Origin of the sequence: Salinirussus salinus, assembly GCF_009831455.1 — an archaeon.
In the GTDB taxonomy this organism is placed as follows: Archaea; Halobacteriota; Halobacteria; order Halobacteriales; family Haloarculaceae; genus Salinirussus; species Salinirussus salinus.
In genome coordinates this window covers 681933-708120 of the sequence record NZ_WOWO01000002.1, presented here as the reverse complement: position 1 = coordinate 708120, position 26188 = coordinate 681933, and the positions used below count along the sequence as shown (strand labels likewise).

Below are 26188 nucleotides of genomic sequence, written 5' to 3'. Positions count from 1 at the left end.
CTCCCGACCGTCGCCAGTAACGGCCCGGTTACGCCGAATCGGGGTCGGCGGCCTCGACGACGTCGACCGCCGCGCGGTTCGCGGCGACGTCGTGGACGCGGACGATGTCGGCGCCGCGCTCGGCGGCCACCGCCGTCGCCGCGACGGTCGGCTCGAAGCGCTCGCCGGCCGCCCGGCCCACCTCCGCGAACATCGACTTGTGTGAGTGGCCGACCAGAACCGGACAGCCCAGCCCCCGGAGTTCGCCGAGCCGCCCCAGCAGCTCGAAGCTCTCCTCGCCGGACTTCCCGAAGCCCAGGCCGGGGTCGACGATGACCTGCGAGCGGTCGAGCCCGGCCTTCTCTGCCAGCAGGACCCGCTCGGTCAGCTCGTCGACGACGTCCTCGACCACGTCGTCGTAGTGGACGTCCTTGCCCGGAACTACCGGTGCGTCGATGGAGTGCATCACGACCACGGGGACGTCGTGCTCGGCGGCCACGAGCCGCATTTCCGGGTCCTCCAGCCCGGAGACGTCGTTGAGGATGTCCGCGCCGGCGGCGAGTGCCGCCCGCGCCACCTCGGCTTTCCGGGTGTCGATGGAGACGTGGACGTCCATGTCGGCGAGCGCCTCGATTACCGGGACGACGCGCTCGCGCTCCTCGTCGGCGGGGACCGGGTCGGCGCCCGGCCGCGTCGACTCGCCGCCGACGTCGACGATGTCCGCGCCGGCCGCGACCATCTCCTCTGCGCGCGCGACCGCGTCGCCGGCGTCCTCGTACTCGCCGCCGTCGTGGAAGCTGTCGGGGGTGACGTTGAGAATGCCCATCACGGCGGTGCCGCCCTCCCAGGGGTAGCCCCGCTCGTCTGGCTCGACGCCGATCCCCAGCGTCTCCCGGAGCTCGTCGCCGAAGCTCGCGAGCCCGTAGGGCTGGCCGTCCAGCTTGTCGGCCAGCCGTTTGAACTGGGCCATCGTCGCCATCATGAGCACGCCGAGCGACTCCTGGTCCTGGTCGTTCAGCCCCGAGACCGCACACTCCCCGCCCAGCGAGAGCAGTTCCTCCTTGAGGTACTGGGCTTGCCGGGGTCGGACGCGGGTCTTCAGCACGCGGTGGACGCCCTTCCCGCGCATCCGCCAGGCGCCCGCGTCCGTGACGTGGGTTCCCTTGATCGCCGCCCGCGAGGCGGCGATAGAGTCGACCCGCTTCGGGATCTCGACCCGTGCCCAGCGGGTCCGGGCCTCCGCGACCGTGTACAGCGAGCCCGTGACGAGGACGGCGTCGCCCGACTCCGCGGTATCGAGCGCGATGTCGAGCGCGCCCGGCACGTCCGAGCGCGTCCGCACCTCGGCGCCGGTCTCGGCGCGGAAGGCCTCCGCGAGCACCCCTTCGTCCTCGGCGCGGTCCCGGTCGGGCTCGCAGGCGACCACGGTGTCGGCGGCGTCGAACGCTGCCGCGATCCCGCGGTGGTCCTTGTCCGCGAGCGCCCCCGCGACGAGGTGGAGGTCGTCGTACTCGAAGGCCTCCAGCGTCTCGGCGACGCGGGTACACCCCCGGGGGTTGTGGGCGCCGTCGAGGACCACCAGCGGCTCCCGGCCCATCACCTCGAACCGCCCGGGCCAGTGGGCGTTGCGCAGCCCCTGCTCCAGGTCAGCGGCGTCGACGTCGGCGACCTGGCGGGCCAGCGCCGCCGCCACGCCGGCGTTGTCGACCTGGTGGGAGCCAAGCAGCGGGAGGGCGGTGTCGACGCTCCAGTCCTCGTTTCCATCTCCGTCCACCGGGCCGCCCTCGATGGCCACCCGCCACTCCAGGCCGTCGCGGCCGCCGTCGGCCACCCGGACGTCACCGTCTGACCCCACGGTCACCACGTCGCCGGCCACCTCACGGACTGCCTCGAGGGCGGCGCCGTCGGCCGCGGTCACGAGCGGGCGGTGGGCGGGTGCGACGTGGGCCTTGTCGTGGGCGATCTCCTCCACCGTGTCGCCCAGCGTGTCCGTGTGCTCCAGGGCGACGCTGGTGACGCAGGCCGCGGCCGGGTCGACGACGCTCGTGGCGTCGTACTTGCCGCCGATACCGACCTCCAGAACGGCGACGTCGACGTTCCGGCGGTCGAATTCCCAGAGCGCCAGCGCGGTGATAGTCTCGAAGAATGTGGGCGCCGCTCCCTCGGTCGCCCGGTCGGTGACGTAGCTCTCGATGGCGTCGACGAACTCGACGAGCGCGCCCTCCGAGAGCTTGCGGCCGTCGACCCGGACCCGTTCGCGGACGTCGTCCAGGTGCGGGGAGGTATAGAGGCCGACCGAGAGCCCCGCCTCCTGGAGGACGGAGTCGAGCATCCGGGCGGTCGACCCCTTCCCGTTCGAGCCGGCGACCTGGACGCAGGTCAGCCCCTCGTGGGGGTTCCCGAGGTGGGCGAGCAGGTCCGCAGTCGCGTCCGTGCCCGGGCGCGGCGCGAAGCGCCGCAGGTCGAAGAGGTAGTTGGCCGCCTCGTGAAACTCCATGCCCGTGATGCGTGGACCGCCCGGCTTTAGCCTGTCGGACCTGGAAACCGCCGGGAGCAACGCCGGACGGCCCGACAGCGGTGGGCGTCGCTGGCCGCCGCTGAGTACCCGGGTCTGTCGCTCGGGTCCGTTCGGCGGGAGTGAGGGCTCCACGGAAGCCAGCCCGGAGCAAGATACTTGAGGACTCCCGCTGACGTCTCGGCATGGTGATACTGGCCGCGGTCGGGGAGAAACGCGACCAGGAGCGGGTCATCGGGCAGGCCGCCGACCTCGCCACGGCCTACGGCGACGACCTGCAGGTGCTTCACGTCATCCCGGAAGACGAGGCGGACAGCCACCTCGAGGAACTCCGGTCGATCGACGAGTTCAGCGACGTGTCGTTCACCGCCGAGGAGAGCCGGGCCCGGGATGTCGCGCGGACGATGGCCGAGACTGCGCTCGGGGAGACGGAACTGGGGAACGTGGAGCCGGTCGGGCGGATCGGCGACCCCGCGAGCACGATCATCGCGGAGGCGGACGCGGTCGGCCCGCGGTATCTCGTGGTCGGCGGGAGAAAGCGGTCGCCGACGGGGAAGGCCATCTTCGGCAGCGTGACCCAGTCCGTGATACTCAACGCCGAGTGTCCGGTGGTCACCGTACTGTCGGAGCCCTGACCGCAGGAGGTGTCGCGGCGGCCCGACCGCCGGTCTCCCTACCCGTCGAGGTCGCCGATCAGCGCCTCCAGGGTCTCGATGTGCTCCTCGAACAGCTCCCGGCCCTCCTCGGTGAGTTCGTAGGTCGTGCGGGGCTTGCGGTCGACGAACTCCTTGTGGACCGCGACGGCCTCCGCTTCCTCCATCCGCTGGAGGTGGCTGGCGAGGTTGCCCTCGGTCAGGTCGAGTTCCTCGACCAGGTCCGAAAAGCCCGTCTCGCCGTGCCGGTAGAGGTAGGCGAACACCTGGAGTCGCGTCGGCTGGTGGACGAGCTTGTCGAACTCCATGGTCAGGTCCGTGTGAGCACGGCGTACGCTCCCAGCGCGTAGACGAGGTATACCCCGCCGAAGGTCGCGTGTGGGAGAGTCCGGAGGAACTCGACCTGCGGGATGGCGACCCCCAGCGCCACCATCCAGACGGTGCCGACGTAGAAGAGCATGCGGTCCCGGAACCGGACCCGGTAGGCCGCGAGCGAGGAGCCGAGGATGCCGTAGGCGAGCCCGATGAACACGACGATCAGCGACTGGACGAACAGCGCCTCCTCGACGTAGCCCAGGTCCTGGAGGAAGGGAGCGACCGCGGCCTGGACCGGGATCACGGTGAAGTAGACGAGGCCGAACTGCACGAAGAGGTTGGGCCTGGCGCCGGCTCCGACGCCGATGTCCCCCTCCTCCTTCCCGGCGGTCGCGTACCAGATGGCGAAGCCGACGCCGAGAACGACCGCCCAGACGACGGCGTGGAGCCACGGGGCCAGCCGCTCGGTGAAGACGTACTGTGAGACCCCGCTGGCGACGGGGACCGCCAGGCCGAAGAGCAGCCACATCGAGGTGGCCCCGCTGTACCGTTCCTCGAGGCCCATCGCCTCCTTGATCGTCTCCAGTTCCTCCCGTAGGTCGTCCGGCTCTATCTCCCCGCTCATGGTTCGACGTGGATGTAGTAGTTGAACAGGTCTGTGTAGGTCGGGTCGATGCGCTCGACGCCCCCGCTCTCGACGGCCCCCGCCAGGTCCTCGAACGCGACGTCTTCGGCGAGAAAGCCCCGCGCCTCCCCGCCGACGGGGAACAGCTGGCCGTCGACGTACTCCTCGGCGGTCCGCATAGCCTCGCTGCCGGTCACGCGGACCACCGTCGGCACCTGCTCCATCAGTCCGTCGGGCTCGCCGACCGTCGAGACCGTGCCGTCGGGCATGAACGCCACCCGGTCGGCGATGTTGGCGTCGATGGGGCGGTGGCTGGAGACCAGGACGGTCTTGCCCGCGTCGCGTGCCTCGAGGATGATGTCGTGGAAACGCTGAATGTTGGTCAGGTCGACGCCAGCGGTGGGTTCGTCGAGCAGGTAGACCGGCACGTCGACGCCCATCGTCAGCGCGAGCTCGAGCTTCCGTTTCATCCCCTCGGAGTAGTGCTCGACGCGCTTGTCCAGGTCGTCGGTCAACCCCAGCCGGTCGACGTACTCGCGCCAGCGGTCGGTGAAGCGGTGGTGGAGCCGCGAGTAGAAGTCGACGTTCTCCCGGCCGGTCAGCGTCTCGACGGCCATCGAATCCTGCAGCAGGAAGGTCAGGCTGTCGCCGCCGTCTTCCCCGACCGGGCGCCCGAACACCTCGACGGCCCCTTCCGTGGGCTCCCGGCTGCCCGCGAGACAGGAGAGCAGGACCGTCTTCCCGACCCCGTTCGGTCCCATCAACAGGAGGACTTCCCCTTCCTCGACGGCCAGGTCGGCCCCGCGGACGACGTCGTCGGCGCCGAACTCCTTCGCGACGCCGCGGCTCTCGATGGCGGTCATGGCCGCACCTCCCCGTAGACGGCGTGGCGCATGACCAGCAGGCCGACGGCGACGGCGGCCAGAGTCGTCGCGGCCAGCAGCCCGACGCCGAAGGAAAGCGAGGGGACCGAGAGCAGCGAGCCCGACCCGAGCACTCCAGTATCGGGGAACACCACGATGTTGTGGCTGACGAGCCGGGTCGCGAGCGTGAAGGGCAGCCAGTTCAGCAGCCAGTCCGGCCCGGCGAAGGCGCCGGGGTCGGTGCCGTTGTACCCGGTCAGGAAGTACGCGCCCAGCGCGATGCTGATCGTGACCACGGAGGCGTACCGGGCGTCCCGGACGAGCGTGGCCACGACGACCGCGAGCATCATCCACAGCACGGCGAAGGTGAGGACCGCGAGCACGACGACGGGGACCGACGCCGCCGCCCGCAGGGAAAACGCCGCGCCGGTCGGGACCGCCACGACGAGGACGGCGACGAAGGCGACGACCGACAGCGCCAGCCCCGCGACCGCCCGGCCGGCCAGGTCGGCACTCGGCGCCAGCGGCAGCGAGCGGTACTGCATGTACCTGTCGGCCTCGAAATCCGCCGCCAGCTGCTGTCCGAAGGAGTTCAGCGAGGCGACGATGGCGCCGAACATCCCGTAGCTGACCGCCACACCCGCCTTCTGGTAGGGGACGACCGTATCGGGGACTGCCCCCGTGTCGATGAACACCGTGATCGTCAGCAGGTAGAAGGCGACCGGGAAGGCCACCGACCAGAAGAGGACGACCTTGTTCCGGAACAGTTCGCGGGCGTACCGCTCGGCGAAGGCCCGGGCCTGGCCGGCCCACACCTGCCGCCGGTCGGCACTCGCTCTGGAGGGTGTCTGCGTGTCCGTTGCCATGTGTTGCAGTGTACTGTCCAGTGCAATAAAGTTTGCCAAAGAATTCGCTTTGCATCGCAAAGCAGTTGCGGGGTGCGGGCAAGATACATACCGGCCGAGCGACCACGGGGGAGTATGGCGAGCATCGAGACCGAGGTTAACAGGCCGGCGGTCCCGCCGGAGGGCGCGCGGATCACGGCCGAGGTCGACGTCGAGCCGGGCGAGCAGACCGGCGGCGTCGAGCGTCACATCGCGCTCTGTATCGACACCAGCGGGTCGATGAGCGGTGCGAAGATCAGCCGTGCCCGGGACGGCGCGTCCTGGGTGTTCGGCCTCCTGGAACCGACCGACTACGTCAGCGTCGTGGCCTTCGACTCGACCGCTGAGGTACTGCTGGGACCGGTTCGCTGGGGCGACCTCGGCCGGGACGAGGCGATGGGGATGGTCGAGGAACTTTCGGCGGGCGGCGGCACGGACATGTACGCCGGGCTGGAGACCGCCAGCGAGTCGCTGGCGTCGCTCGACCACGACCCCGGAGCGAGCGGTGACGCGGTTCGCCGGCTCCTCCTGCTCTCGGACGGCAAGGACAAGGACCACACCGTCGCGGAGTTCGAGGGGCTGGCCCGCGACATCGACGGCTCGGGCGTCCGGATCGAGGCCGCGGGGATCGGCGAGGACTACAACCAGGACACGATCCGCACCCTGGGAACGACCGCCCGGGGGAAGTGGACCCACCTGGAGGAAGCCGGGGACATCGAGGCCTTCTTCGGCGAGGCCGTCGAGTCCGCCTCCCAGGTCGTGGCCGCCGACGCGGAACTCGAACTCGACGCGGCAAACGGCGTGGAGGTCAGCGACATCTACCGGGCGCTCCCCCAGGCCCAGGACGTCGAGCCCGAGTGGGAGGCGAACACCGCCACGGTGAAGCTGCCGGACCTCACCGAACGGGAGCGCCAGCGTGTCGTGATGAAGGTGGCGGCGCCGGCCCACGACCCCGCGGAGGGGGTCCCGCTCGTCCAGGTGCGGCTGCGGGCCCGCGGCGACGAGGCGACCGACCGGATCACCGTCGACTACAGCGAGGAGAGCGAGGAGCTCGCGGAGGCAAACGAGGAGGTCCAGCTCGACCACCAGGAGACGGTCGTCCGCACCGAACTCGGCAAGGGAAACGTCGAGGCCGCGGAGACGCAGGTCGAGCAGATGACCCGGATCCACGGCGAGACCGAGGTCGTCGAGGACGTCGCCCGCGAGACCCAGGTCGTCAAGGAGGGCGGCAAGGCCGAACGCAGCCGGGCGACGGAGATCGTCGACGAGGAGCGGATAGAGTGAGAGAGCCGTGACCGCAGTCCCGGCGACCGGCGAGACGCTCGCGGGGCGGTACCGGCTGGGCGAGAAGGCCGGGGCCGGCGGCTTCGCCGTCGCCTACGAGGCCGTCGACACCGAGACCGGCGAGACCGTCGCCGTCAAGTACCCCAACTACGACTCCAGCAACAGCACGGCGGTCGTCGAGCAGTACTTCGAGACGGAGGCCGACCTGCTCGAGACCGTCGAGGCCGCGGGCGGCCACCCCAACATCATGTCGCTGCTCGACCGCGGCGAGGTCGACGGCCTCCCCTACCTGGTCGTGGAGTTCGTCGACGGCTACGAGCTCGACGAGGCTATCGACAGGACGGACGTCCCGGAGGAGGAGGTCCGGCAGGTGGGAGTCGCGCTCTGTGGCGCGATGGCCTTCCTCCACGGCAACGAGATCGTCTACCGCGACCTCAAGCCGGACAACGTCATGCTCACCGAACGCGACGGGCTCGTCACTCCGATCCTCATCGACTTCAACACCGCCACCTCGGCGGCCGGCGGTGTCGGCGAGACCACCATCCTCGGGCCCTACAAGCCCCCTGAGGTGGCCGAAGCGACCGAGACCGACGCCCGCCAGGGGCCGTGGTCCGACGTCTACTCCATCGGGAAGATCCTCCTCTTCCTGCTCCGGGGTGCGGTCCCCCACAAGGACGGCGTCGACCCGCGCGATTTCGGCGTCGACTGCGAGCCCTACCTCGCGGAGACCGTCGAGAAGGCCACCCGGTCCGACCCCGACGAGCGGTACCGCAACGCCACGGCGATGGAGCGGGTCCTCCGGGAGCGCGACTCCACGCCGCCCCCCAGCGCCTCGCTGGTCCGACAGGACGGCGACGAGGAGTACTCGGTCTACCCCGGCGACACGCTGGGCCGGCGGGACGCGGCCGGGCCGGCCCCCTCCATCGCCGTCCGCGACGAGGAGGAGTACGTCTCGACGGTCCAGGTCCAGTTCGAGTACGAGGACGGCGGCTGGCGGCTCCGGGACAGCAGTCTCAACGGCACCTACGTCCAGACCGGCGACGGCTGGCAGCGGGTGCTGTGTGCGGCCGGCCGCGAGCGCCTGCAACGCCAGGGCGAGGACCCGACCGACCGCCACGGCTTCGTCCCGCCCGAGTCCTACGAGCTGAGCGACGGCGACCTCGTCGCCCTGGTCCACCCCAGCTACGGCCTCACCTTCCAGTTCCGCACATGAGATACGCAACCCGCTACGACGTCGGCGAGCGCAAGCGTCCGGACGGCATCAACGAGGACAGCCTCGCGGTCTCGGTCTTCGAGGACGGGCACCGGGAGGGGTATCTGGGCCCGGACCGCGACCCGAGTTCGCGCGCGAACGGGGACCCGAACGCCCGCGGAGACGCTGACCCGGGAACGACCAGGAGCACCGCGGTGGTGGTGCTCGCGGACGGCGCCGGCGGCCACGAGGCCGGGGACGTCGCCTCCTACATCGCCACGACGCGGGTCGCCGAGGAGCTGGCGCCCCTCGCGGTCCGTGCGGCCGGAGAGGACCCCGGCGCCTTCGGCCTCGACCTCCCCGACACCGTCTCGGTCGGCGGAGCACCGCCGGCCGAGGAGGGAGACCCGACGGCACGGGCCGAGGGCGAGAGCGGGAACGGTACCGGGGTCGGGAGCGACCCCGCGTCCTCCAGCCGGCCACGCCAGGACCGGTTCCACGGCGCCATCGAGGCGGCCATCCAGCAGGCCCACCAGGACGTGCTCGCGTACGCGTCCGAGGCCGGCACCGCTGCCTACACGACCGTGGTCGCGGGGCTGGTCGTCGACGGGCGGTTTCACTACGGGTGGGTCGGCGACTCGCGGGCCTACGTCTGCAACGGCGCCCACGACCATATCGCCCGGCTGACCGAGGACCACGCGGTCGTCGAGCAACTCTACGCCGACGGGGAACTCGACGGCGTCGAGGCCCACGTCCACCCGCGGGGCAACGAACTCACCCGGGCGGTCGGCGGCCGCGGCGACGCCGCCGACGTGACCGTCGAGACGGCCTCGGTCGACCTGTTCGCCGAGGACGTCCTGTTGCTGACCAGCGACGGGCTCCCCGACGCCCAGAGCGACGCGCCCGCCCTGTACGACCGGTACGTGGGCAGCGGGCGGGGGGAGGACGCCGCCGCCCGGGTCCGCGAGCAGGTCGTCACCGACGCCGACATCGGGGAGTGGGTGCTCGGCGCGGACTCGCTGTCGGCGGCCGCCGACCGGCTGATCACGGAGGGAAACGACCGCGGCGGCAAGGACAACCTCTCGGTCCTGCTCGCACAGGACCCCACACTGCCCGAGACGCCGTCGCGGCTCCCGGTGCGGGGCCGCGACCCTCACCCGGCCCACCGCCGCGAGACTGTCGTCGAGGAGTGACTGGCTGTTCGGAACGCCCCGGACTCAACTCTCAGCGTCCGCGGCGAGCGCACAGACGTCGGCCCACCGGCCCTGCTCCTCGAGGTAGGCCTGGAGTTCGACCGCGTAGTCGTCGGCCAGGGTGCGGGCCGCCTCCAGCTGCTCGTCGCTCGACCCCTCGGGACCGGAGTCGCTCGTGAGCCCGCCGAGGTACTGCCGCAGCCGGCCGAAGAGACCGCCGCCGGAGGAGCCGCTGGGGGGGCGGGCCGCGCCGCCCATCTCCTCCTGGATCTTCCCGAGTTCGGGGACGACCGCCCCCAGCTTGTCCGTGTCCGCGACGAGGCGTGCGCTGTCGGGGTCGTCCGCCGACCGGACCTCGAACTCCACGGCGGTCATGATGAGCCCCCACTCCTGACTCGAAAAGCGGGAGTCCCGGACGCGCTGTTCGAACTGCTGGTCGACCCGCATGCGTGCGCCGGCGAGATGGTCCTGCCAGTCGCTGGTCATACCTGGCCTTGGACGCTCGCGCCTATAGGCTTACAGGTCCTCCGCGCGGACGCTACAGGTCCCGCTCGTCGCGGACCGTGACGTCGGCGTGCAGCTCCTCGCGGAGCGCGCTGTGGACGTGACAGATGTCCTCGGCCCGGTCGACGATCGCCTCGACCTCGTTGCCGAGTGCGGCCTCGACCTGGATGTCGAAGCTGACGCTCTCGAGGTCGTCGTCCTCGTCCAGGTCGACCCCGACGTCGACCTCGACCACGCCGATGTCGTCGTGGCCCAGCTTGTTCGCCGCCACCCGAAAGGCCGGGATGAAACAGGCCGCGTAGTCGGCCGCGAGCACCTGGTTCGGCGTCGGCCCCGTCTCGCCGGTCGCGTCGGTCGTCAGCTCCCACTCGCCCGCGACCCCGGTGACAGCGTAGCCTTCCTCGCTCCGGCTCGTGACTTCGATGTCTGGCATACCGCCACGGACGAGTGCCGGGGCGAAAACGGTTGCGCCGCCCGGTCCGCGGCACACGCGACGGGGACGACGGATGCGTGCCCCGCCGGCCGGCTCGGACGGCAACACCTTTGGGCCGTCCGGAACCAGGGAGTGGCATGGACGCGGCTCGGGTGGCCGTCGGGCTGGGGTACGTGAGCCTGCTCGCAGCGGTCGGCGCCGGGATCGCCGTCAACGTCGGGGCCGTCACCGTCCCCCCGCTGGTCTCCGACACCGCCTTCCTCGCGCCGGTGCTCCGGACGGTGCGTTCGCTCCCGCCGGTCGGTCTCGCGGCGACGTTCGTTCTCGGCGTCTGGGGGCTCTGGCGGCTCGTCGGCCCCTGATCACAGCCCCTTGCTGCCGGCCGGCAGCGACCACCAGCCGTAGAGAAAGCCCCCGAGCCCGCCAAAGACGACGGGGTAGAGGGCGCCGACGTCGACGAACAGCCGGATGGCGACGGCGTCGAACGGCGACACGCTGGGGACGGTGGCCGCGACGAGGACGTGGCTGAGCACGAGAACCGGGAGGTACCCCACTGCGAGGCTCATCCCCCGTGCGACCGCGGACACGACCGTCGCGGGCTCGCCCTTCCCGGCAGTCACGTACCCGAGTACGACGAGTGTACACACCAGAACCGCGCCGAAGATCACTGTCGGCGAGCCGAGCGAGCCCGCGGCGTACCCGCCGAGGCTGGCGTGGAGACCGTACACCCAGAAGACGAGCAGGAACGGTGCCAGCAGCGGCACCGAGGCTCCGTGGAGACCCGCGGCTGCCCCGACCTCGACGGCAACCGCGGTCCCGAACAGAGCGAGGAAGTACGCCTTCGCTCCCGCCGAGAGCCCGCGGACCAGACTGCGGGGCGGGTGAGGGAGGGTACGGGTGTACTGGCCCGTCCAGTCCGCCATGTCACGCTGTTTGGTTTCCGAGAATAAATAACGGGGCGGCCGGGCCCGGAGGGGGACGAAAACGGCGGGAGTGGCGACTCTCCCGTTTAGAGCTCGTAGGACTCGTCGCCGTCGAGTGCGACGACCTCGGCGTCGCTCCCCGTACCGGCGACCTCGTTGGCGAAGTCCTGGGGGTCCTGCTCGATGGGCGGGAAGGTGTCGTAGTGCATCGGGAAGGCGTAGTCGACGTCGAGCCAGTCGACGGCGACCGCGGCCTGCATCGGCCCCATCGTGAAGTGGTCGCCGATGGGGACGGCCGCGGCGTCGGGCTCGAGGAACGGCCCGATGACGTCACGCATCTCCGTCATCAGCCCGGTGTCGCCGGCGTGGTAGAACGTCGTCGAGTCGGCGTCGGAGACCTGGGTCGGCTTGGTGTCGGAGATGACGTAGCCCGCGGGCGAGCCGCCGCTGGGGGCGACGAACCCCTCGCCCATCCCGTTGGTGTGGTCGGCGCGGTGCATCGTGACGTAGGCGTCGCCGATCTCGACGGTGCCGCCGAGGTTGAATCCCAGCGCGTCGTCCTCGGCGATGCCGTGCTGCTCGGCGAGGTGACCGACGACCTCCGGGGTGCCGGCGACGGTCGTGTCCGCGAACGCGCCAACGTGCCCGACGTGGTCGTCGTGGCCGTGTGTGACGAGCACGGCGTCCGGCGTGTCCAGGTCCTCGGGCTCCAGGCCGGTCTTGGGGTTGCCGAAGAAGGGGTCGATGAGCAGCTCCGTCGATCCGACTTCGACGTGCCACGTCGCGTGGCCGTGCCAGGTGACTTGCATACGGGTGTGGGTACGCCCGACGGCCACTTAATGCTACCCGAGACCGGGCGGACGTGTGGCCGGACCCCATACGGCTCGCCATGACTGGCTACCGATACGACCGCACGCGGTCGTACGGTCGACCCGGGACTGACTCACAGCAACCGTATCAGGCCGAACCGCCGGCCCCCGAAGCGCTCCCTTCGGCAGCGCCCGCGGCGCCTCCTTCGCCACTGGCGGTGCCGCGTTCCTCGCCGGGGCCGCCGTCGCCGGTCGCGTTCCCGGCGTCGGTCACCTCGTAGGTGACCGTGACTGGGTCGGGAAGCGTGTAGGGAACGCCATCGTCGTCGACGACCCAGTCGACCCGGAGGGTGGCGGTGTTGGTGCCGTTCGTGATGGGGTCGCGACCGAGGCTCTCCGCCCGGACACGGAAGCGTGCCACCTCGACGGCGCCGGTGGAGGTGTTCGCGTCGAAGGCCATCATCTCGGTGGTCGACTCCCGCTGGGAGATGCTGCCGCCGCTGCTGAGACGGCTCGCGTCCACCTCGGCACGCAGGCGGAGTCTGACGCCGGGCTCACCTGTCCGGTTGGCGCTCAGCGCCAGCGCGCCGACGCCCTCGGTCAGGCTGCTCAGCGTCACGTTGGTCGCGACCTCCTCGCCGGCGGCCACGCCGAGCGACCGGTTCGCGAGTTCGAGCCCGACCGGCCGCTCCTCCGGGAGGCCGACGACGACCCGCCCGTCGGCGACCGCGCCGCCGTCGCGGGTGTCGACGGCACTCACGACCACGTCGTAGAGGCCGGGGTCGAAGGCACTGACCGTCGCGTTGAGCCTGACCCGGGGGTCGTCGCCAACCTCGATCCGTGCGGCGGGCTGTCCCTCGACCACGTCGATACCCTCGAACCCGTCGACGCCGCCGAAGGCCGCGTGGAGGTCGTCGGCGCCCGCGGCGTCGCCGCGGAACCGGTCGGCGCGCACGTGGACGTCGTAGTTCGAGCGCTCCGAGTCGAAGGTGAAGGACACGCCGTGCTGGCCGGCCGCGGCGTCGACGAACGTGCGGTTGGTCTCGACGCGGAAGAGGTCCTGGCTCTCGAGCCGGAACGCCGCCTCACGCCGGTCGGCAAAGCCCGAGACGCGACCGTCCTCGAGGGCGGCCGCCCGGTCGTAGGGCGTCCGGAGGACGTACTCGCCGCGGGGGAGCGTCGCCGACTCGATGACCGCCGTGTCGTCGTCCCCGAGCGAGACGCTCCGGACGACCTGCGGGCCGGACTCGCGCTCGCCGGGGAGCCTGACGAGGTCGTAGGTGTCCGTCGGCCCGCGGGTGCTCACCCGGAGGTCCTGTCCACGGTAGAAGGTCCCGTTCGAGGCGAGACCGGCGTCAGCCTCGAGGGTCGCGTTACCCTCGGCGTCGACGGCCGGGACCGGGATCTCCGCGAGTGCGCCGGTGAGTTCGCCAGTCGTGGGGTCGAGGTCCGCCAGCCCGGCGACGCGCAGCCTGTCACCGCTCTTCGTCATCGCGGTGATACGGGGCGCGTCCTCGACTTCCTCGTCGAACAGCCGGGCGCCGTCAGCGCCGACGCCGACGAGTCTGACACCGCTCTCGCCCGGAGGGTCCACCAGGTTCTGGCCGGCGAGCAGGAGCCCGTTCTCGGCGTCGAAGACGCGGTTGAACTGGACGTCCGAGCCGGCGCCGTGGACCCGGGTCCAGCGCACCTCCCCGTCGCCGTCGATGCCGGCGGTCCACGCGGTGAGGCCACCCTCGAGTCCGGACCGGTGCTGGCCGGCGAGCACCACGCCGCCGTCGTCGGTGGGCACCGCGCCGAGCACGCCGCTGCTCGTGATGCCGGGATAGGTCTCGTTGAACGTCGGCCGGCCCGACTCGGTGGTCCGGAGCACCCACGGCTCGTCGAAGCCGACCGACCCGGCGAGCAGGAAGCCGTCGCCGGTCGCCCGGACGGAACGCACGCCGGCGTCGACGTCGTAGGTCCGCTCCCAGGCGACGTCCCCGCCGCTGTACTCGGCCAGGCGGACCCCGCCGTCCGGGACCTGCCGGGCGAGCGCCACGCCCCCGTCAGTGTCGACGAGCGTCCCCCCGGCACCGAGACCGAAGCCGAGGCCGAGGCTCGTGTTCAGCGACCGCTGCCAGCTGACGTCACCGTCGCTGGTCGCCTTCCCGAGCCGCAGGTCCACCGACTGCAGGCCGGTTGAATCCGGCGAATCCTCGACGAGGAGGAAGTAGATGCCGTCGTCGGCAGCGAGCACGTCGACGACCCGCGTGGCGTTCTCGCCCTCGATGCTTGTCGACCACTCGGCCGCCCCGTTCTCGCCGACGCGGACGAGCGTGGCGGTGGTGTCGGTCAGGACCGGCTGGCTGTCGCTGCCGTTCGCGGCTATTCCGAAGCCTCCGGCGACGAGGTCGCCGTCGCTCGCCTCGTCGACGGCGAGGAAGGCCGTTCCGTTGAACCGTCTATCCACCTGGGTCGTGCTGTCGGCCGTCTCGGTCGCCGACGCCGTGGAGGGCTGTGCCGGCGCCGACGCGGTCGCCGGCACCGCTATCGCGACGGTGCTGGCGACCACCAGGGCGACGAGACAGCACGCTGAGAGCGCTCGGCGTTGCATGTGTTGTGCTGCTTACTGGAGGTCATAGTAGTCACCGGTCACTCAAAGGCGGATTTTTGTTACCCACTCACACGGGAGATGGTGGACGGCGGTCTTCGGCCCGGCGCCGACGGGCCCTCGGCCGGTCACGGAGGACGACACGGCCACGAGTCCCGTCGGGTGACGGTGGAATCCGCCGGGCGTGCACCCCGGCAGGCAATTTAACCGCCCGAAACACGTATCACCCCCATGGATGACGAGGTCTCCCGCCGCCGCCTCATCGCTGCCCTCGGGACCGGTCTCGCCGGAGGGCTCGCGGGGTGTTCGCTTGGGGCGCCCGCTCGCGAGGAAGCCGACGGGACCGGCGAGACCGGCACGTCGGCCCCGGGCCCCGGTGACTCGGACCTGCCGGAGCGAACGCCCCCCGACCTGGATATCGAGACCCCGCGCGAGACCGAGGCCCCACCCTCCGACTCGCCGTACACGCGGGTGTACCGGGAGGTCATCGACTCGGTGACCGCGATCCGCGTCGAGACGCCCTCCGGAGGGGGGTCGGGCACCGCGTGGATGTACGACGACCGCCACCTCGTGACCAACGAGCACATCGTCGGCGAGGCCCGGTCGGCCGCGGTCCGCTTCCGAAACGACGGCTGGCGCGAGGCGTCGATCGTCGGCAGCGACGTCTACAGCGACCTCGGCGTGGTCCGGGTCGCGAACCCGCCGGACGACGCCGTCCCGCTGGCGCTGGTCGACGCCGAGGCACCCGTCGGGACGGAGGTGGTGGCCGTCGGCAACCCCTTCGGGCTCTCCGGGTCTGTGACCGCCGGGATCGTCAGCGGGAACGACCGCAGCCTCGACGCGCCCAACGGGTTCTCCATCCCCGACGCGGTCCAGACCGACGCCGCCGCCAACCCCGGCAACAGCGGCGGCCCGCTCGTGACGCTCGACGGGGAGGTCGCGGGCGTCATCAACTCCGGTGTCCGGGGCGGTGACAACGTCGGCTTCGCCATCTCCGCCGCCCTGACCGAGCGGGTCGTCCCCGCGCTCGTCGCCCGCGGCGAGTACGAGCACTCCTACGTGGGGGTCGCCCCCGTCGACGTCGGCCCGGACCTCGCCCGGGCCAACAACCTCCCGGTCACGTGGGGTGTCTACATCGACGAGACCCGAACCGGCACGCCCGCCGACGGCGTCCTCCGGGGGTCGACCGGCTCGGCGGTCGTCGACGGCCGGGAGATCCCCACCGGCGGCGACGTTGTCGTCAACATCGACGGGACGGTCATCCAGACCCGCCAGGACCTCGGGACCTTCCTCGCGCTCGAGACCTCGCCCGGCGATACGGTGACCGTCACCGTGATCCGCGACGAGCGCACCGAGCAGGTCCGGCTGCGGCTCGCGTCGCGGCCCGAACCGTAGACAACCGCGAGCCGGGGGCTCGTCCGGCTGTTCGTTCCCCACCGGAATGTTCGTCAGTCCAGCCGCTCGGCCGCGCCGCGCTCGACGAGCGGGCGGGCGTTCTCCGCCGGCAGCTGGACCACGTCGTCGGTCACGAGGTCGTACTCGCGCTCGTCGACGCCGAAGATCTCGCCGACGTCGTCGGTGATCCGGACGGTCTCGCGGGCGACGGTCCCGCCGTCCTTCCGGACCGGCGCGTCACCGTCGCCCGGTTTGCCGCCCGAACCGGGCGACCCGGACTGCCCCGTCTCCGTCGTTCCGGCGACGGCCGGAGTGCCCCCGGAGCCCCGACCCGGCTCGGACTCGGATTCCGGCCCCGGCTCACCCCCGTGGTCCGACCCGGGACCCGTTCCGGGCCCGGAGTCCGGTCCCGTCCCGTCCCCCATCAGGTCGGCGGCGGCGACGCCGTCGGCGTCCCGGTCGGTGGTTCCCGCCCCGCCGGCGGGCTCGTCCGGGGTCCGCGCCGGGTCGGTATCTTCCACCGGATCGCCGCCCGGTTCCGGTGCGCGCTCGCCGGAACCGGACGCGGGGTCCGGGTCCCCGGTCGGTTCGCCGTCGAGCGTGTCGAACACGCGCTGGCGGGTCGCGACGATGTCGTCGACCAGGTCGTCGAACAGGACCGTCTCCTCGGCAGTCATCCCCTCTGCGTCGAGTGGCTGGTCGGCCGCGGCGAGCGACGCCGCCTTGACGATCTTGCCGATCCGGCGCTCGAAGATGGCCTCGACGGTCCCCTCCGCGGTGTTGATCTCGTCGGTGAGACGGTTGACCTCCGGCGAGTCGAACGGGTCGTCGGCGCGCTCGGCGGCCCGCTCGCGCTCGCGACGGAGCTGCTGGATGAACTCCCCGGCATCAGCATAAAAGGACTCGCGCAGCTGCTGGAGCTTGTCGGTCTGGCGCTCGCGGTCGCGTACCGATTGGAGTTCGTCCAGGTCCATGCTACTCCCGTGCCTTCTCGGCGCGTCCACGACACATCAGGAACACGCCGAGCGACTCCGGAACGGTATGGATTCGCTCCGGGAGTGTAAAACTATCGCCGTCGAGTTCGACCGTTCCGCCCTCGGTCACCTCGACCGCGATGTCGTGGCTGCGGAAGGTCTCCGGTACGGCGTCGGTGAGCGGGTCGAAGGCGTCGAGTGCGTCCCTGTCGAGCCGCCTGACTGCGAGTCCGCTCCCGCCGTGGAGGCTGCCCGGAAGCCGGATCAGCCGGTTGGTATCCGTCGAGACTGGCTCGTCGATGGGCGCGTTCTCGGCCTCGACCGTCTCGCCGACCAGCGACTCCACGAGCGTCCGGATGCCCGGGCCGCCGGCCTCCAGGTTCCCCTCGCGGATCGCCTCGGGGTTGGCCTGTACGGCGCCGTAGACCGTCGAGGCGCGCCCCTCGCCGATCCCCTCCAGTTCCTGCAGGCGTGCGAGGGCCTCCTCCTCTCCCATCGCTGCCAGCTCCTCGACGAACGCCAGCAGCCGGCGGTGGACGCGCCGTCCCCACCCGCCACCGGTCTGCAGGACGCGGGCGGTGGCGCCGCCCTGCCCGCGGACTTCCGTCCGCACGAGCCCCTCGGGGTCCAGCCCGATGCCGCGGACGTAGTCGACGACCTCCCGGCGGGCGTCGCTGCCGAGCTGCTGGACCTGCTCGTCCCGGACGTGGACGTGGTACCCCCGGCTCCCGGAGAAGACGACGGTGAGCTCCTCGAAGCCGAAGTCCGTCTCCAGAAAGTCCAGCAGCCGGTACAGTGCGTCCTTGCACTTCGCGAGCATCTCGGCGTAGGAGTCGTCCGGGTCGGCGCTCGGGAGGTGGTCGGCGTCGAGGTCGAAGACCAGGTCCGACCGGCGCCACCCCTTCCCGCTCATCGTGGTGGCGCTGGGGTCGTCGTACCGGCCGGCAGAGAAGTAGACGTGCCGGGGGCGTTCGCGGGTCAGAAACTCCCCCAGGTCGCCCAGGTCGAGCAGCGAGTTGTGCCGGACGTACGTGTCGCCGGGCCCCTCGGTCCAGGGGACGTAACCCCACTCGCGCTCGTTGGCCTCGGGCGGGGGCGTCACCTCCGCGCGGCGGTAGTGGTCGCCGAAGCGGCCGCGCAGGTACGCCCTGGTCCGCGCTTCCATCGCACCCCGCTACCGGTGGGGTCAGCAAAGGGATTTCGCTTGGCTCACCGCTCGTCGTTGCCCGGTCGCCGCCGGCTACCGCGCCAGCAGGTCGGCCAGCCGCTCGCGGATCCCCCGTTTCTCGCCCAGCTTCAGGTAGTAGGCGTCCCCGCCGTCCTCGTAGTAGGAGTCGACCCGGCGTGTGACCTCGAAGCCGAGATGGCGGTAGAAGCGGAGGGCGTCGCGGTTGGTCGTCCGGGCGTGGCAGGTGACGGTGTCGTACTCCTCGGAGACGCTGGCGACCAGCCGCTTGCCGAAGCCCTGCCCGCGGTAGGCCTCGTCGACGGCCAGAAAGAGGATGTAGCCGTCCCGGCGGACGGCGGCGAAGCCGACGAGGTCGTCCCCGCCGCGGTCGACGTAACAGAACACCGTCGACCGCCGGTACGCGCTGGTGAAAAACGACTCCCGCTGGCGGAGTACCCCCTCGGACTCGCGGATCCGCTCTTTGAGCTCCCAGGCCTGGTCGACGCGGGTGTCGTCGCCCGGGCTCACGACTTCCCGTCGGACGTTGACACTCACTACCACCGGGTGACGGGAGACAGGGTATTAATTCCACCGGGAGAGCCACAACGCTTTCACCCGCTCTGGCCGTGTGACGGGACATGAGTACGGAACTGCCCGGCTCACGGAGAGCCAGGGGCGTCCGCGAGTACGTCCGTCAGGTGTTGCTGACCGGGCTGGCGCTCACGGTCCCGCTTCTCGTGACGCTGTTCGTCCTGTTTTTCGCCCTGGACCTGCTGGCCGGCGCGCTCGACCCGCTGGTGCTCGCTCTCGAGGGTGTCTTCGGGTTCACCGAGTCGTTCTCGCGGCTCACGCTGCAGGTCTTCGCCGTCGGCACGCTCGTCGGGCTCATCTTTCTCGTCGGCGTCGTCGCCGAGAGCCAGTACGGCAGCGGCCGGATCGAGCCCCGCGTCGAGGCGTTCATCAGCAGCATCCCCGGGCTGGGCTCGGTCTACGAGTCCCTCAACGAGATGAGCAAGATCCTCCTGAGCCGGGACACTGACAGCTTCAAGGAAGTCAAGCTCGTCGAGTACCCCAGCGAGGGGTCCTACACCATCGCCTTCCTCACCGCGGAGCCGGGCGAGGCGGTCCGGAGCGCCACCAGCCACCAGGAGATGGTCTCGCTGTTTCTGCCCATGGCGCCCAACCCCTTCATGGGCGGCTTCGTCATCCACGTCGCCGCCGACCGGGTCTACGACGTGGACATGACCGTCGAGGAGGGGATCCAGGCTATCGTCTCCTCGGGAGTCGCGGTCGACGAACACGCCGACGGCGTCAGGGGGCGCCAGCACGGACCCGAAGACCGCGGCGTCGACGAGCGCAGCCGGGACCGGCGTTCGGCGGGAGACGCCGACACCGAGAGCCGACCCGGACCCGGGGGGCGGCTGTGAGCTTCCGCCTCCGCTCGCATACCGCTGACGTCGCCGTCGAGGCCACCGCCGATACACTCGGCGGGGTGATGGCCGCCGTCGCCGACGGCATGGCCGCCGCGATGGCCGACCAGGTCCCCGACGGCGGCGACCGCCGCTCGTTGGAGGTGAGCGCCGAGGGCCGCGAGGCGCTCCTGTTCGACTATCTGGACGAACTCATCTACGAGCGCGACGTCCGGTCGGTGTTACCGGTCGACAACGAGGCGAGAGTCACGCCTCCGGGGCCGGACGCCGACTCGGGGCCCGACGCCGGCGGGACCTGGACCCTGGAGGGCTCCTACCGGGGCGTCCCGCTCGCCGGGCTCGGCGCCCGCGACCTCAAGGCCGTCACCTACTCCGAGATGGAACTGACCGAGACCGACGAGGGGTGGCACGCCTACGTTGTCTTCGACGTCTGAGGCGTCCGGGGCGTGGCTGTCTGCCGGGGCTTTCGAACGCCTGCGGGCCGCGCACCAACCGTTTTTTGCTGCCGGGGGCATTACCATGGAGCATGACGGACCAGGCCCCGCCGGGCTCCGGTGGGGACGGGCGGCCGGTGGTCGTGCTCCACGTCGCCGAGGACCCGGGGTTCGACGACCGCGTCGTGGCCGCTCTCGACGAGCACGAGGGGGCGTTCGCCGTCCGGACCGCGGGGAGCGTCGAGGCGGCACTCGAGGCACTCGGGTCCGGCGGGGTCGACTGCGTGGTCAGCGCGCGGGGCCTCCCGGAGTGCGACGCGCTCGACTTCCTCGCGGCCGTCCGGGAGCGCCACGGGGACCTCCCGTTCGTTCTCTACACCGGGCGGGGGGACGAAGCGTTCGCGAGCGCGGCCATCTCGGCGGGGGTCACAGACTACGTCCGGTCGGATGTCGACGGCCACGCCGCGTCGCTGGCCGAAAGCATCGAGCGCGCGGCCCGGCGACACCGCACACGGCAACTCGCGACGGACGTCGCCACCAGAGTGACCGACGCCGTCGCCCAGATCGACGCCGACTGGCGGGTCAAGACTGTCGACGACCGCGCGCTGGAGCTGCTGGGCGTGGAGCGCCCGGAGATACTCGGCGAGCGGGTCTGGGACGTGTTCCCGGCGCTCTCCGAGAGCCCCTTCGGCGAGGTCTACCGCGACGTGATGGCCTCCCGCGAGCCCCGGACCATCGAGGAGTACTTCGAGGGGCTGGACACCTGGTTCGAGGCCGACATCTACCCCGACGACAGCGGCGGGCTGTCGGTCTACTTCCGGGACGTGACCGACCGGAAGGAGCGCGAGCGGACGCTGGCGCGGCTGGCGGAACTGCTCGCCGCCGACCGCCCCTTCGAGGAGACGCTCCGTGACCTGCTGGAGCTGGGCCGCGAACAGCTGGGGCTGCCCTACGCCTTCCTGACCAGGATCGACGAGGAGGAGGGCACACAGACCATCGCCGAGGCCCACGGCGACCACGAACTCCTCCAGCCGGGGGAGGAATCCGACCTCTCGGAGACCTACTGCCGCAAGACGATCCGGACCGACGGCGCCCTCGCCGTCGAGGACGCGGTCGCCGAGGGCTGGGCGGACGACCCCGCCTACGAGACCTTCCAGCTCGGCTGTTACATCGGCGCAGAGGTCGACCTCGGCGACAACCGACAGGGGACACTGTGTTTCGTCGGGCCGGAGGAGATGACGGTGGAGTTCTCGAAGTTCGACCGGGCGTTCGTCGAGCTGGTGGCACAGTGGGCGGGCACGGAGTACAGCCGCGAGCGCAGCGAGCGCCGGCTCAAGCGACAGAACGAGCGCCTGGAGCAGTTCGCGAGCGTGGTCAGCCACGACCTGCGGAACCCGCTGAACGTGGTCGGGCTGTCCCTGGAGATGGCCCGCGAGACCGGGGACGCCGAACAGTTCGACCGCGCGGAGCGGGGGGTCGAACGGATGGACGGCCTCATCGAGGACCTGCTGACGCTCGCGCGCAGCGGGGACGACGTCGACGAGGTGGAGACCGTCGACCTCGGGGCGCTCGTCAGGGAGTGCTGGGCGACCGTCGAGACGGAGGGCGCGACGGTGACCGTCGCCGACGACTTCGCGGTCAGGGCCGACCGGAGCCGGCTCCACCAGCTGCTGGGGAACCTCTTCCGCAACGCCGTCGAACACGGTTCGACGAACCCCGACTCGCAGGCTCGTCGGGACGCCGTGGCGCACGGCTCCACGAGCAGTCGGCCGGAGGTCGACGACGCGGCCGAGCGCGGCCGGGACGTGACCGTCACGGTCGGCAGCCTCGAGGAGGGATTCTACGTGGAAGACGACGGCCCCGGGGTCCCCGAAGCGGAGCGCGAGGACGTCTTCGACGCCGGGTACACCACCAGCGACACCGGAACCGGGTTCGGCCTCAGTATCGTCCACGAGATCGCGACGGCACACGGCTGGAGGGTCTCGGTTACCGAGAGCGACGCCGGCGGCGCCCGCTTCGAGTTCCGCGGCGTCGAGACTCCCCGGCGTTAGAGCGAAGTGCCCGAGGCGAGTACGGAGAGGTGTGAGAGAGTTCGAGCGCAAGCAACTGCTGGAGCGCATCGAGCGCGAGGGCGCGACGGTGGGGGCGTCGATCCCCGAGGAGGTCGAGGTGCAGGGGGAGACGGTCGCGCTCCAGGAGTTCGTCTTCGAGACGAGAAAGCGGGAGACGGTCCCGCCCGGCGAGCGCGAGCGCGTCGAGCGCGCGAAGAAGAACCTCCGGCGCGAGCGCCTCCAGCGCAAACAGCGCATCGAGGACGCCGACATCAGCTACGAGGAGGGCGAGCGGCTGGTCGAGTCGGTGGTCGGGATCGACCGCGCGCTCAACGCCTTAGAGCAGCTCGGGCCGACGGACCTGGAGGCCGAGGTCGAGGCGAAGGAGGCCGCCGACCGCAAGCGGTGGATGAACTTCCTCCGGCAGGCCCTGGGCCGTGACGACGACTCCGGCGGCGTCGGCCGGGGCGGACGCGGAAGCGGGGGCCGCGGAGGCGGCGGTCTCGGGGGGCGGTGAGATGAGCCGCAACGACGAGGTCGCCCGGCGGCTCGAGGAGTTCGCCGACCGCCTCGAAGCGACCGGCGTCGAGTACAAGCCACGCTCCTACCGGAACGCCGCCGAGAACGTCCGGGACCACCCGGCTGCCATCGAGGACCTGGCCCGCGAGGGGCCGGACGCGGTCGCCGGGATCGAGGGCGTCGGCGACGCCATCTCCGCGAAGGTCGTCGAGTACATCGAGACCGGCGAGATCGGCGAGCTGGAGGAGTTGCGCGAGCAGCTCCCGGTCGACATCGACGCGCTCACGAGCGTCGAGGGGGTCGGCCCCAAGACCGCCGGGCAGCTGTACGAGGCGCTCGGCGTCGAGGACCTGGACGACCTCGAGGCCGCCGCCGAGGCCGGCGAGATCCGCGAGGTGTCGGGGTTCGGGGAGAAGACGGAGCAGAACATCCTCGAGGGGATCCCATTCGCCCGGCAGGCCCACGGCCGCCACCTGCTCGGCGAGGGGCGCCCGCAGGGCGAGCGCGTGCTCGCAGCCCTGGAGACCCACGAGGCCGTGACCGACTGTGACCTGGCCGGCTCGCTCCGGCGCTGGAAGCCCACCGTCGGGGACGTCGACGTGCTGGCTGCCAGCGACGAGCCCGCCGCGGCCGTCGAGGCCTTCACCTCCCTCGAGGCGGTCGACACCGTCATCGAGGCCGGCGACCAGAAGGCAAGCGCCCGCATCGAGGGCATCCAGGTCGACCTCAGGGCGGTCGTCCCCGAGGAGTTCGGCAGCGCCCTCCAGTATTTCACGGGCTCCCGCGATCATAATGTCGCGCTCCGGAACCGCGCCATCGACCGCGAGCTGAAAGTCAACGAGTACGGCGTCTTCGACGTCTCGGACGTCGCGGAGGGGAACGCCGACCACGGCGGAGACGGCCAGCGGGCCGGCGAGCGGGTCGCCGGCGACACCGAGCGGAGCATGTACGACGCCGTGGACCTGCCGTGGATCCCCCCCGAACTCCGCGAGGGGCGCGGCGAGATCGAGGCCGCCGCTGCCGGAGACCTGCCCGACCTGGTGACCGTCGAGGGGATGCGCGGGGACCTGCACGTCCACACCGACTGGTCGGACGGCCGCGCCACCCTGGCGGAGATGGTGGCGGGCGCCGGGGCCGCGGGCCACGACTACGTCGCGGTCACCGACCACGCCACCGGGCCGGGGATGGTCGGCGGCGTCGGACTGGACGACGACCGCCTCCGCGAGCAACTGCCCGCGGTCCGGGAAGCCGGTGACGACGCCGACGTCGACGTGTTCGCGGGCGTTGAGGCGAACATCGGTTCGGACGGGACGGTCTCGGTCGGTGACGACCTGCTGGCGGACCTGGACCTGGTGGTCGCCTCGCCCCACGCTGCGCTGGAGGGAGACGGCACCGACCGGCTGGTCGCGGCCTGCGAACACCCCGCGGTCGACGTCGTCGGTCACCCGACGGGCCGCCGACTCAACGAGCGGGCCGGGATGGACGTCGACGTCGACCGGCTGGCCGCAGTCGCCGCGGAGACCGGGACAGCCCTCGAGGTCAACGCCAATCCCCACCGGCTGGACCTGGGCGGGAGCATGGTTCGGGCGGCCGTCGACGCGGGTGCGACCGTCGCCGTCAACACGGACGCCCACCACCCCGACGAGTACGGCTACCTGCGCTACGGCGTCCACACGGCTCGCCGGGGGTGGGCTGAAGCCGACCAGGTGCTCAACGCGCGGGACGCCGACGGTGTCCGGGACTTCCTCGGCTGACATGCGCCTGCTGACGGACGCGATGCTCGGCACGCTCACCACCTATCTCCGTTTTGCGGGCCACGACACCGCCTACGCGCTGGAGGAGGGGGTCGAGGCCGACGACGCGGTCCTCGGGCTGGCCGACCGCGAGAACAGGCGGCTCGTCACACGGGACCGCGGCCTTGCCGCCCGCGGTTCCGGGAGTTTCCTGCTGACCGAACGCGACGTCGAGGACCAGCTCGCGGAACTGGCCGGGCAGGGGCTCGACCTCTCCGTTCCCGACGAACCGACCCGCTGTGGCTCCTGTAACGGAGTACTGGAGCGGGTGCCTGCCGGCGAGCCGACCCCGGGGTACGCGCCGGTAGCTGCCAGTTCCGACTCCGAGGGATTTCGCGTCTGGCGGTGTGTCGACTGCGGCCAGCACTTCTGGAAGGGGAGCCACTGGGAGCGGATGGCGGGGACGCTCGCGGGCCTGTAGTTCAGAAGGTGGAGAGGTCGCCCTCGATGACCCGCTCGGTGACCGACGTCACGTCGGCGAGTTCGCGGTCGATGGCTGCCGCGACGTCGGGGCGGACGTCGGCCACGTCCACGCCCTCCTCGGTGACGAGTTCGGCGTCGGCGACGTGTGGCTGGTCGATGGGCTCGCCGATCTGGCTGAGCAGCCGGACCTGGAGCTGGCGGATCCCCTCGACCTCCTCGACGGCGGCCTGGGCGATCTCGGTGGAGAGGAGGTTGTAGATCTTGCCGATGTGGTTGACGGGGTTCTTGCCGCTGGTGGCCTCCATGCTCATCGGGCGGTTGGGGGTGATGAGGCCGTTGGCGCGGTTGCCCCGGCCGACCGAGCCGTCGTCGCCCTGCTCGGCGCTGGTCCCCGTGGTGGTGAGGTAGACCGACCCCTCCTCGTAGTCGTCGGCGGTGTTGACGTGGATCGTCACGTCGCGGTCGGTGTACTCGCCCGCGAGGTCCCGGACGTACTCGTTGACGCCGTCGACCGCACGGCGGTAGGCGGCCATGTCCTCGACGTGCTCGTCGACCATCGCGACGGCGACGGTGACGTCGACGTGGTCGCCCTCGCGTTTGCCCATCACCTTCACGTCCTGACCGACCTCGGGGTTGTCGGCGGCGTACTCGGTGACCAGGCGGCGCTCGGTGTTGTAGACGACCTGCTCGGTCTCGGTCAGCGGGGCGTGGCCCACGCCGTAGCTGGTGTCGTTGGCCATCGGAACGGCGTCGTCCTCGCCGAAGACGTTCTGGAGGTCGCCGCTGCCCTCCCCCAGGTCCACGTCGACGACCACGTCCGAGCCGACGTCGAGGTGGGGGAGCGTCTCGTCGAGGTACTCGCGGGCCGTCTCCAGGGCGATGGACTCGGCGGGGATCCGCTCGCCCCGGTACTGCTTCGTCGCGCGGCCGACGACCAGCAGGTAGATGGGTTCGAGTACCTCGCCGCCGCCGAAGGCGGGCGCGGCGGTGCCCGCGACGAGCTGGGTCTCGTCGGTGTTGAAGTGGAGGACGGTGCCGAAGCGGTCGAGATAGGTCCGCGCGAGCGCCCGCGAGACGCTCTCGGCGACCCCGTCACAGACCGAGTCGGGGTGGCCCACCCCCTTGCGCTCGACGATCTCGATCTCCTGGTCGGCGACGGCCTGCCCCGCGGCGGGCTCGACGTGGATGTTCCGCTCGGTCATCGTCTCCCCCGTTCGAAACCACCCGGTCTATAGC

At 71.3% G+C, this 26188-nt stretch carries 26 protein-coding genes; 12 read left to right on the top strand and 14 right to left on the bottom strand.

Features of this window, described 5'->3' with window-relative positions; all coding sequences use genetic code 11:
• Nucleotides 1–28: 28 nt before the first annotated feature.
• Nucleotides 29–2476 (bottom strand): dihydropteroate synthase, encoded by a 2448-nt coding sequence (gene folP, locus GN153_RS06790; protein WP_159901076.1) that lies wholly within the window; start codon nucleotides 2474–2476, stop codon nucleotides 29–31.
• Nucleotides 2477–2679: 203 nt separating this feature from the next.
• Here folP and GN153_RS06785 point away from each other — a divergent pair, with 203 nt between their 5' ends.
• Nucleotides 2680–3129, top strand: a complete 450-nt coding sequence (locus GN153_RS06785) for a universal stress protein (protein WP_159901074.1) — start codon at nucleotides 2680–2682, stop codon at nucleotides 3127–3129.
• 38 nt (nucleotides 3130–3167) lie between these two features.
• Here the strand turns inward: GN153_RS06785 and GN153_RS06780 are convergent, their stop codons facing one another.
• The 4 genes from GN153_RS06780 to GN153_RS06765 are packed head-to-tail and all read right to left on the bottom strand — an operon-like array spanning nucleotide 3168 to nucleotide 5816.
• Nucleotides 3168–3455 carry a winged helix-turn-helix domain-containing protein gene (locus GN153_RS06780; RefSeq protein ID WP_159901072.1) on the bottom strand — a complete coding sequence of 96 codons (288 nt, stop codon included), beginning with the start codon at nucleotides 3453–3455 and terminating at the stop codon, nucleotides 3168–3170.
• 2 nt (nucleotides 3456–3457) lie between these two features.
• Entirely contained in the window at nucleotides 3458–4087 is a 630-nt protein-coding gene (locus tag GN153_RS06775) for a hypothetical protein (RefSeq protein ID WP_159901070.1), read from the bottom strand.
• On the bottom strand, nucleotides 4084–4950 hold the full coding sequence (locus tag GN153_RS06770; protein ID WP_159901068.1) for an ABC transporter ATP-binding protein: 867 nt from the start codon (nucleotides 4948–4950) through the stop codon (nucleotides 4084–4086). Before GN153_RS06770 ends, GN153_RS06775 begins: the two co-directional genes overlap by 4 nt.
• Nucleotides 4947–5816, bottom strand: coding sequence for an ABC transporter permease (locus tag GN153_RS06765; protein WP_159901066.1), 870 nt, complete (start codon nucleotides 5814–5816; stop codon nucleotides 4947–4949). Before GN153_RS06765 ends, GN153_RS06770 begins: the two co-directional genes overlap by 4 nt.
• A 114-nt stretch (nucleotides 5817–5930) precedes the next feature.
• Between GN153_RS06765 and GN153_RS06760 the strand changes: the two genes are divergently transcribed.
• From GN153_RS06760 to GN153_RS06750, 3 genes are read left to right on the top strand one after another with little or no spacing between them, the layout of a single operon-like run.
• Nucleotides 5931–7118 (top strand): vWA domain-containing protein, encoded by a 1188-nt coding sequence (locus GN153_RS06760; RefSeq protein ID WP_159901064.1) that lies wholly within the window; start codon nucleotides 5931–5933, stop codon nucleotides 7116–7118.
• A gap of 7 nt (nucleotides 7119–7125) precedes the next feature.
• Complete coding sequence (locus GN153_RS06755) at nucleotides 7126–8331, top strand: serine/threonine protein kinase (RefSeq protein ID WP_159901062.1); 1206 nt, start codon at nucleotides 7126–7128, stop codon at nucleotides 8329–8331.
• A complete protein-coding gene (locus tag GN153_RS06750; protein ID WP_159901060.1) occupies nucleotides 8328–9503 on the top strand; it encodes a PP2C family protein-serine/threonine phosphatase in 1176 nt (391 codons plus the stop codon). The genes GN153_RS06755 and GN153_RS06750 overlap by 4 nt, the downstream gene beginning before the upstream one ends.
• Before the next feature lie 24 nt (nucleotides 9504–9527).
• On the opposite strand, the gene GN153_RS06745 is transcribed toward GN153_RS06750, so the two are convergent.
• On the bottom strand, nucleotides 9528–9989 hold the full coding sequence (locus tag GN153_RS06745; RefSeq protein ID WP_159901058.1) for a DUF5799 family protein: 462 nt from the start codon (nucleotides 9987–9989) through the stop codon (nucleotides 9528–9530).
• A 52-nt stretch (nucleotides 9990–10041) separates the two neighbouring features.
• A complete protein-coding gene (locus GN153_RS06740) occupies nucleotides 10042–10440 on the bottom strand; it encodes an OsmC family protein (RefSeq protein ID WP_159901056.1) in 399 nt (132 codons plus the stop codon).
• Between the two features lie 137 nt (nucleotides 10441–10577).
• Between GN153_RS06740 and GN153_RS06735 the strand changes: the two genes are divergently transcribed.
• A complete protein-coding gene (locus GN153_RS06735; protein ID WP_159901054.1) occupies nucleotides 10578–10802 on the top strand; it encodes a hypothetical protein in 225 nt (74 codons plus the stop codon).
• Here the strand turns inward: GN153_RS06735 and GN153_RS06730 are convergent, their stop codons facing one another.
• The 3 genes from GN153_RS06730 to GN153_RS06720 form a co-directional block, all read right to left on the bottom strand.
• The gene (locus GN153_RS06730; RefSeq protein ID WP_159901052.1) at nucleotides 10803–11363 is read right to left on the bottom strand and encodes a hypothetical protein; all 561 of its coding nucleotides are present in this window, start codon (nucleotides 11361–11363) and stop codon (nucleotides 10803–10805) included. It abuts the gene before it with no gap.
• Nucleotides 11364–11449: 86 nt separating this feature from the next.
• A complete protein-coding gene (locus GN153_RS06725; RefSeq protein WP_159901050.1) occupies nucleotides 11450–12172 on the bottom strand; it encodes a metal-dependent hydrolase in 723 nt (240 codons plus the stop codon).
• Between the two features lie 148 nt (nucleotides 12173–12320).
• A complete protein-coding gene (locus GN153_RS06720) occupies nucleotides 12321–14768 on the bottom strand; it encodes a hypothetical protein (protein WP_159901048.1) in 2448 nt (815 codons plus the stop codon).
• 228 nt (nucleotides 14769–14996) lie between these two features.
• Here GN153_RS06720 and GN153_RS06715 point away from each other — a divergent pair, with 228 nt between their 5' ends.
• Nucleotides 14997–16160: a S1C family serine protease gene (locus GN153_RS06715; RefSeq protein WP_159901046.1), complete on the top strand. Its 1164-nt coding sequence runs from the start codon at nucleotides 14997–14999 to the stop codon at nucleotides 16158–16160.
• 53 nt (nucleotides 16161–16213) lie between these two features.
• On the opposite strand, the gene GN153_RS06710 is transcribed toward GN153_RS06715, so the two are convergent.
• The 3 genes from GN153_RS06710 to GN153_RS06700 form a co-directional block, all read right to left on the bottom strand.
• Nucleotides 16214–17134: a hypothetical protein gene (locus GN153_RS06710; RefSeq protein WP_159901044.1), complete on the bottom strand. Its 921-nt coding sequence runs from the start codon at nucleotides 17132–17134 to the stop codon at nucleotides 16214–16216.
• A 1-nt stretch (nucleotide 17135) separates the two neighbouring features.
• The gene (gene priS, locus GN153_RS06705) at nucleotides 17136–18299 is read right to left on the bottom strand and encodes a DNA primase small subunit PriS (protein ID WP_159901042.1); all 1164 of its coding nucleotides are present in this window, start codon (nucleotides 18297–18299) and stop codon (nucleotides 17136–17138) included.
• Between the two features lie 75 nt (nucleotides 18300–18374).
• Nucleotides 18375–18857, bottom strand: a complete 483-nt coding sequence (locus GN153_RS06700; RefSeq protein ID WP_159901039.1) for a GNAT family N-acetyltransferase — start codon at nucleotides 18855–18857, stop codon at nucleotides 18375–18377.
• An 83-nt stretch (nucleotides 18858–18940) separates the two neighbouring features.
• On the opposite strand from GN153_RS06700, the gene GN153_RS06695 reads away from it, so the two are divergent.
• The 6 genes from GN153_RS06695 (at nucleotide 18941) to GN153_RS06670 (ending at nucleotide 24950) form a co-directional block, all read left to right on the top strand.
• A complete protein-coding gene (locus GN153_RS06695; protein WP_159901037.1) occupies nucleotides 18941–19729 on the top strand; it encodes a DUF502 domain-containing protein in 789 nt (262 codons plus the stop codon).
• Nucleotides 19726–20166 carry an archease gene (locus GN153_RS06690; protein ID WP_159901035.1) on the top strand — a complete coding sequence of 147 codons (441 nt, stop codon included), beginning with the start codon at nucleotides 19726–19728 and terminating at the stop codon, nucleotides 20164–20166. The genes GN153_RS06695 and GN153_RS06690 overlap by 4 nt, the downstream gene beginning before the upstream one ends.
• Before the next feature lie 92 nt (nucleotides 20167–20258).
• Nucleotides 20259–22217: a hybrid sensor histidine kinase/response regulator gene (locus GN153_RS06685; RefSeq protein ID WP_159901033.1), complete on the top strand. Its 1959-nt coding sequence runs from the start codon at nucleotides 20259–20261 to the stop codon at nucleotides 22215–22217.
• Nucleotides 22218–22248: 31 nt separating this feature from the next.
• Nucleotides 22249–22734: a DUF5788 family protein gene (locus GN153_RS06680; RefSeq protein ID WP_159901031.1), complete on the top strand. Its 486-nt coding sequence runs from the start codon at nucleotides 22249–22251 to the stop codon at nucleotides 22732–22734.
• Nucleotide 22735: 1 nt separating this feature from the next.
• A complete protein-coding gene (gene polX / locus GN153_RS06675; protein ID WP_159901029.1) occupies nucleotides 22736–24490 on the top strand; it encodes a DNA polymerase/3'-5' exonuclease PolX in 1755 nt (584 codons plus the stop codon).
• A gap of 1 nt (nucleotide 24491) precedes the next feature.
• Nucleotides 24492–24950, top strand: coding sequence for a Mut7-C RNAse domain-containing protein (locus GN153_RS06670; protein ID WP_159901027.1), 459 nt, complete (start codon nucleotides 24492–24494; stop codon nucleotides 24948–24950).
• A 1-nt stretch (nucleotide 24951) separates the two neighbouring features.
• On the opposite strand, the gene GN153_RS06665 is transcribed toward GN153_RS06670, so the two are convergent.
• Nucleotides 24952–26154 carry a methionine adenosyltransferase gene (locus GN153_RS06665; RefSeq protein ID WP_159901025.1) on the bottom strand — a complete coding sequence of 401 codons (1203 nt, stop codon included), beginning with the start codon at nucleotides 26152–26154 and terminating at the stop codon, nucleotides 24952–24954.
• Nucleotides 26155–26188 lie beyond the last annotated feature (34 nt).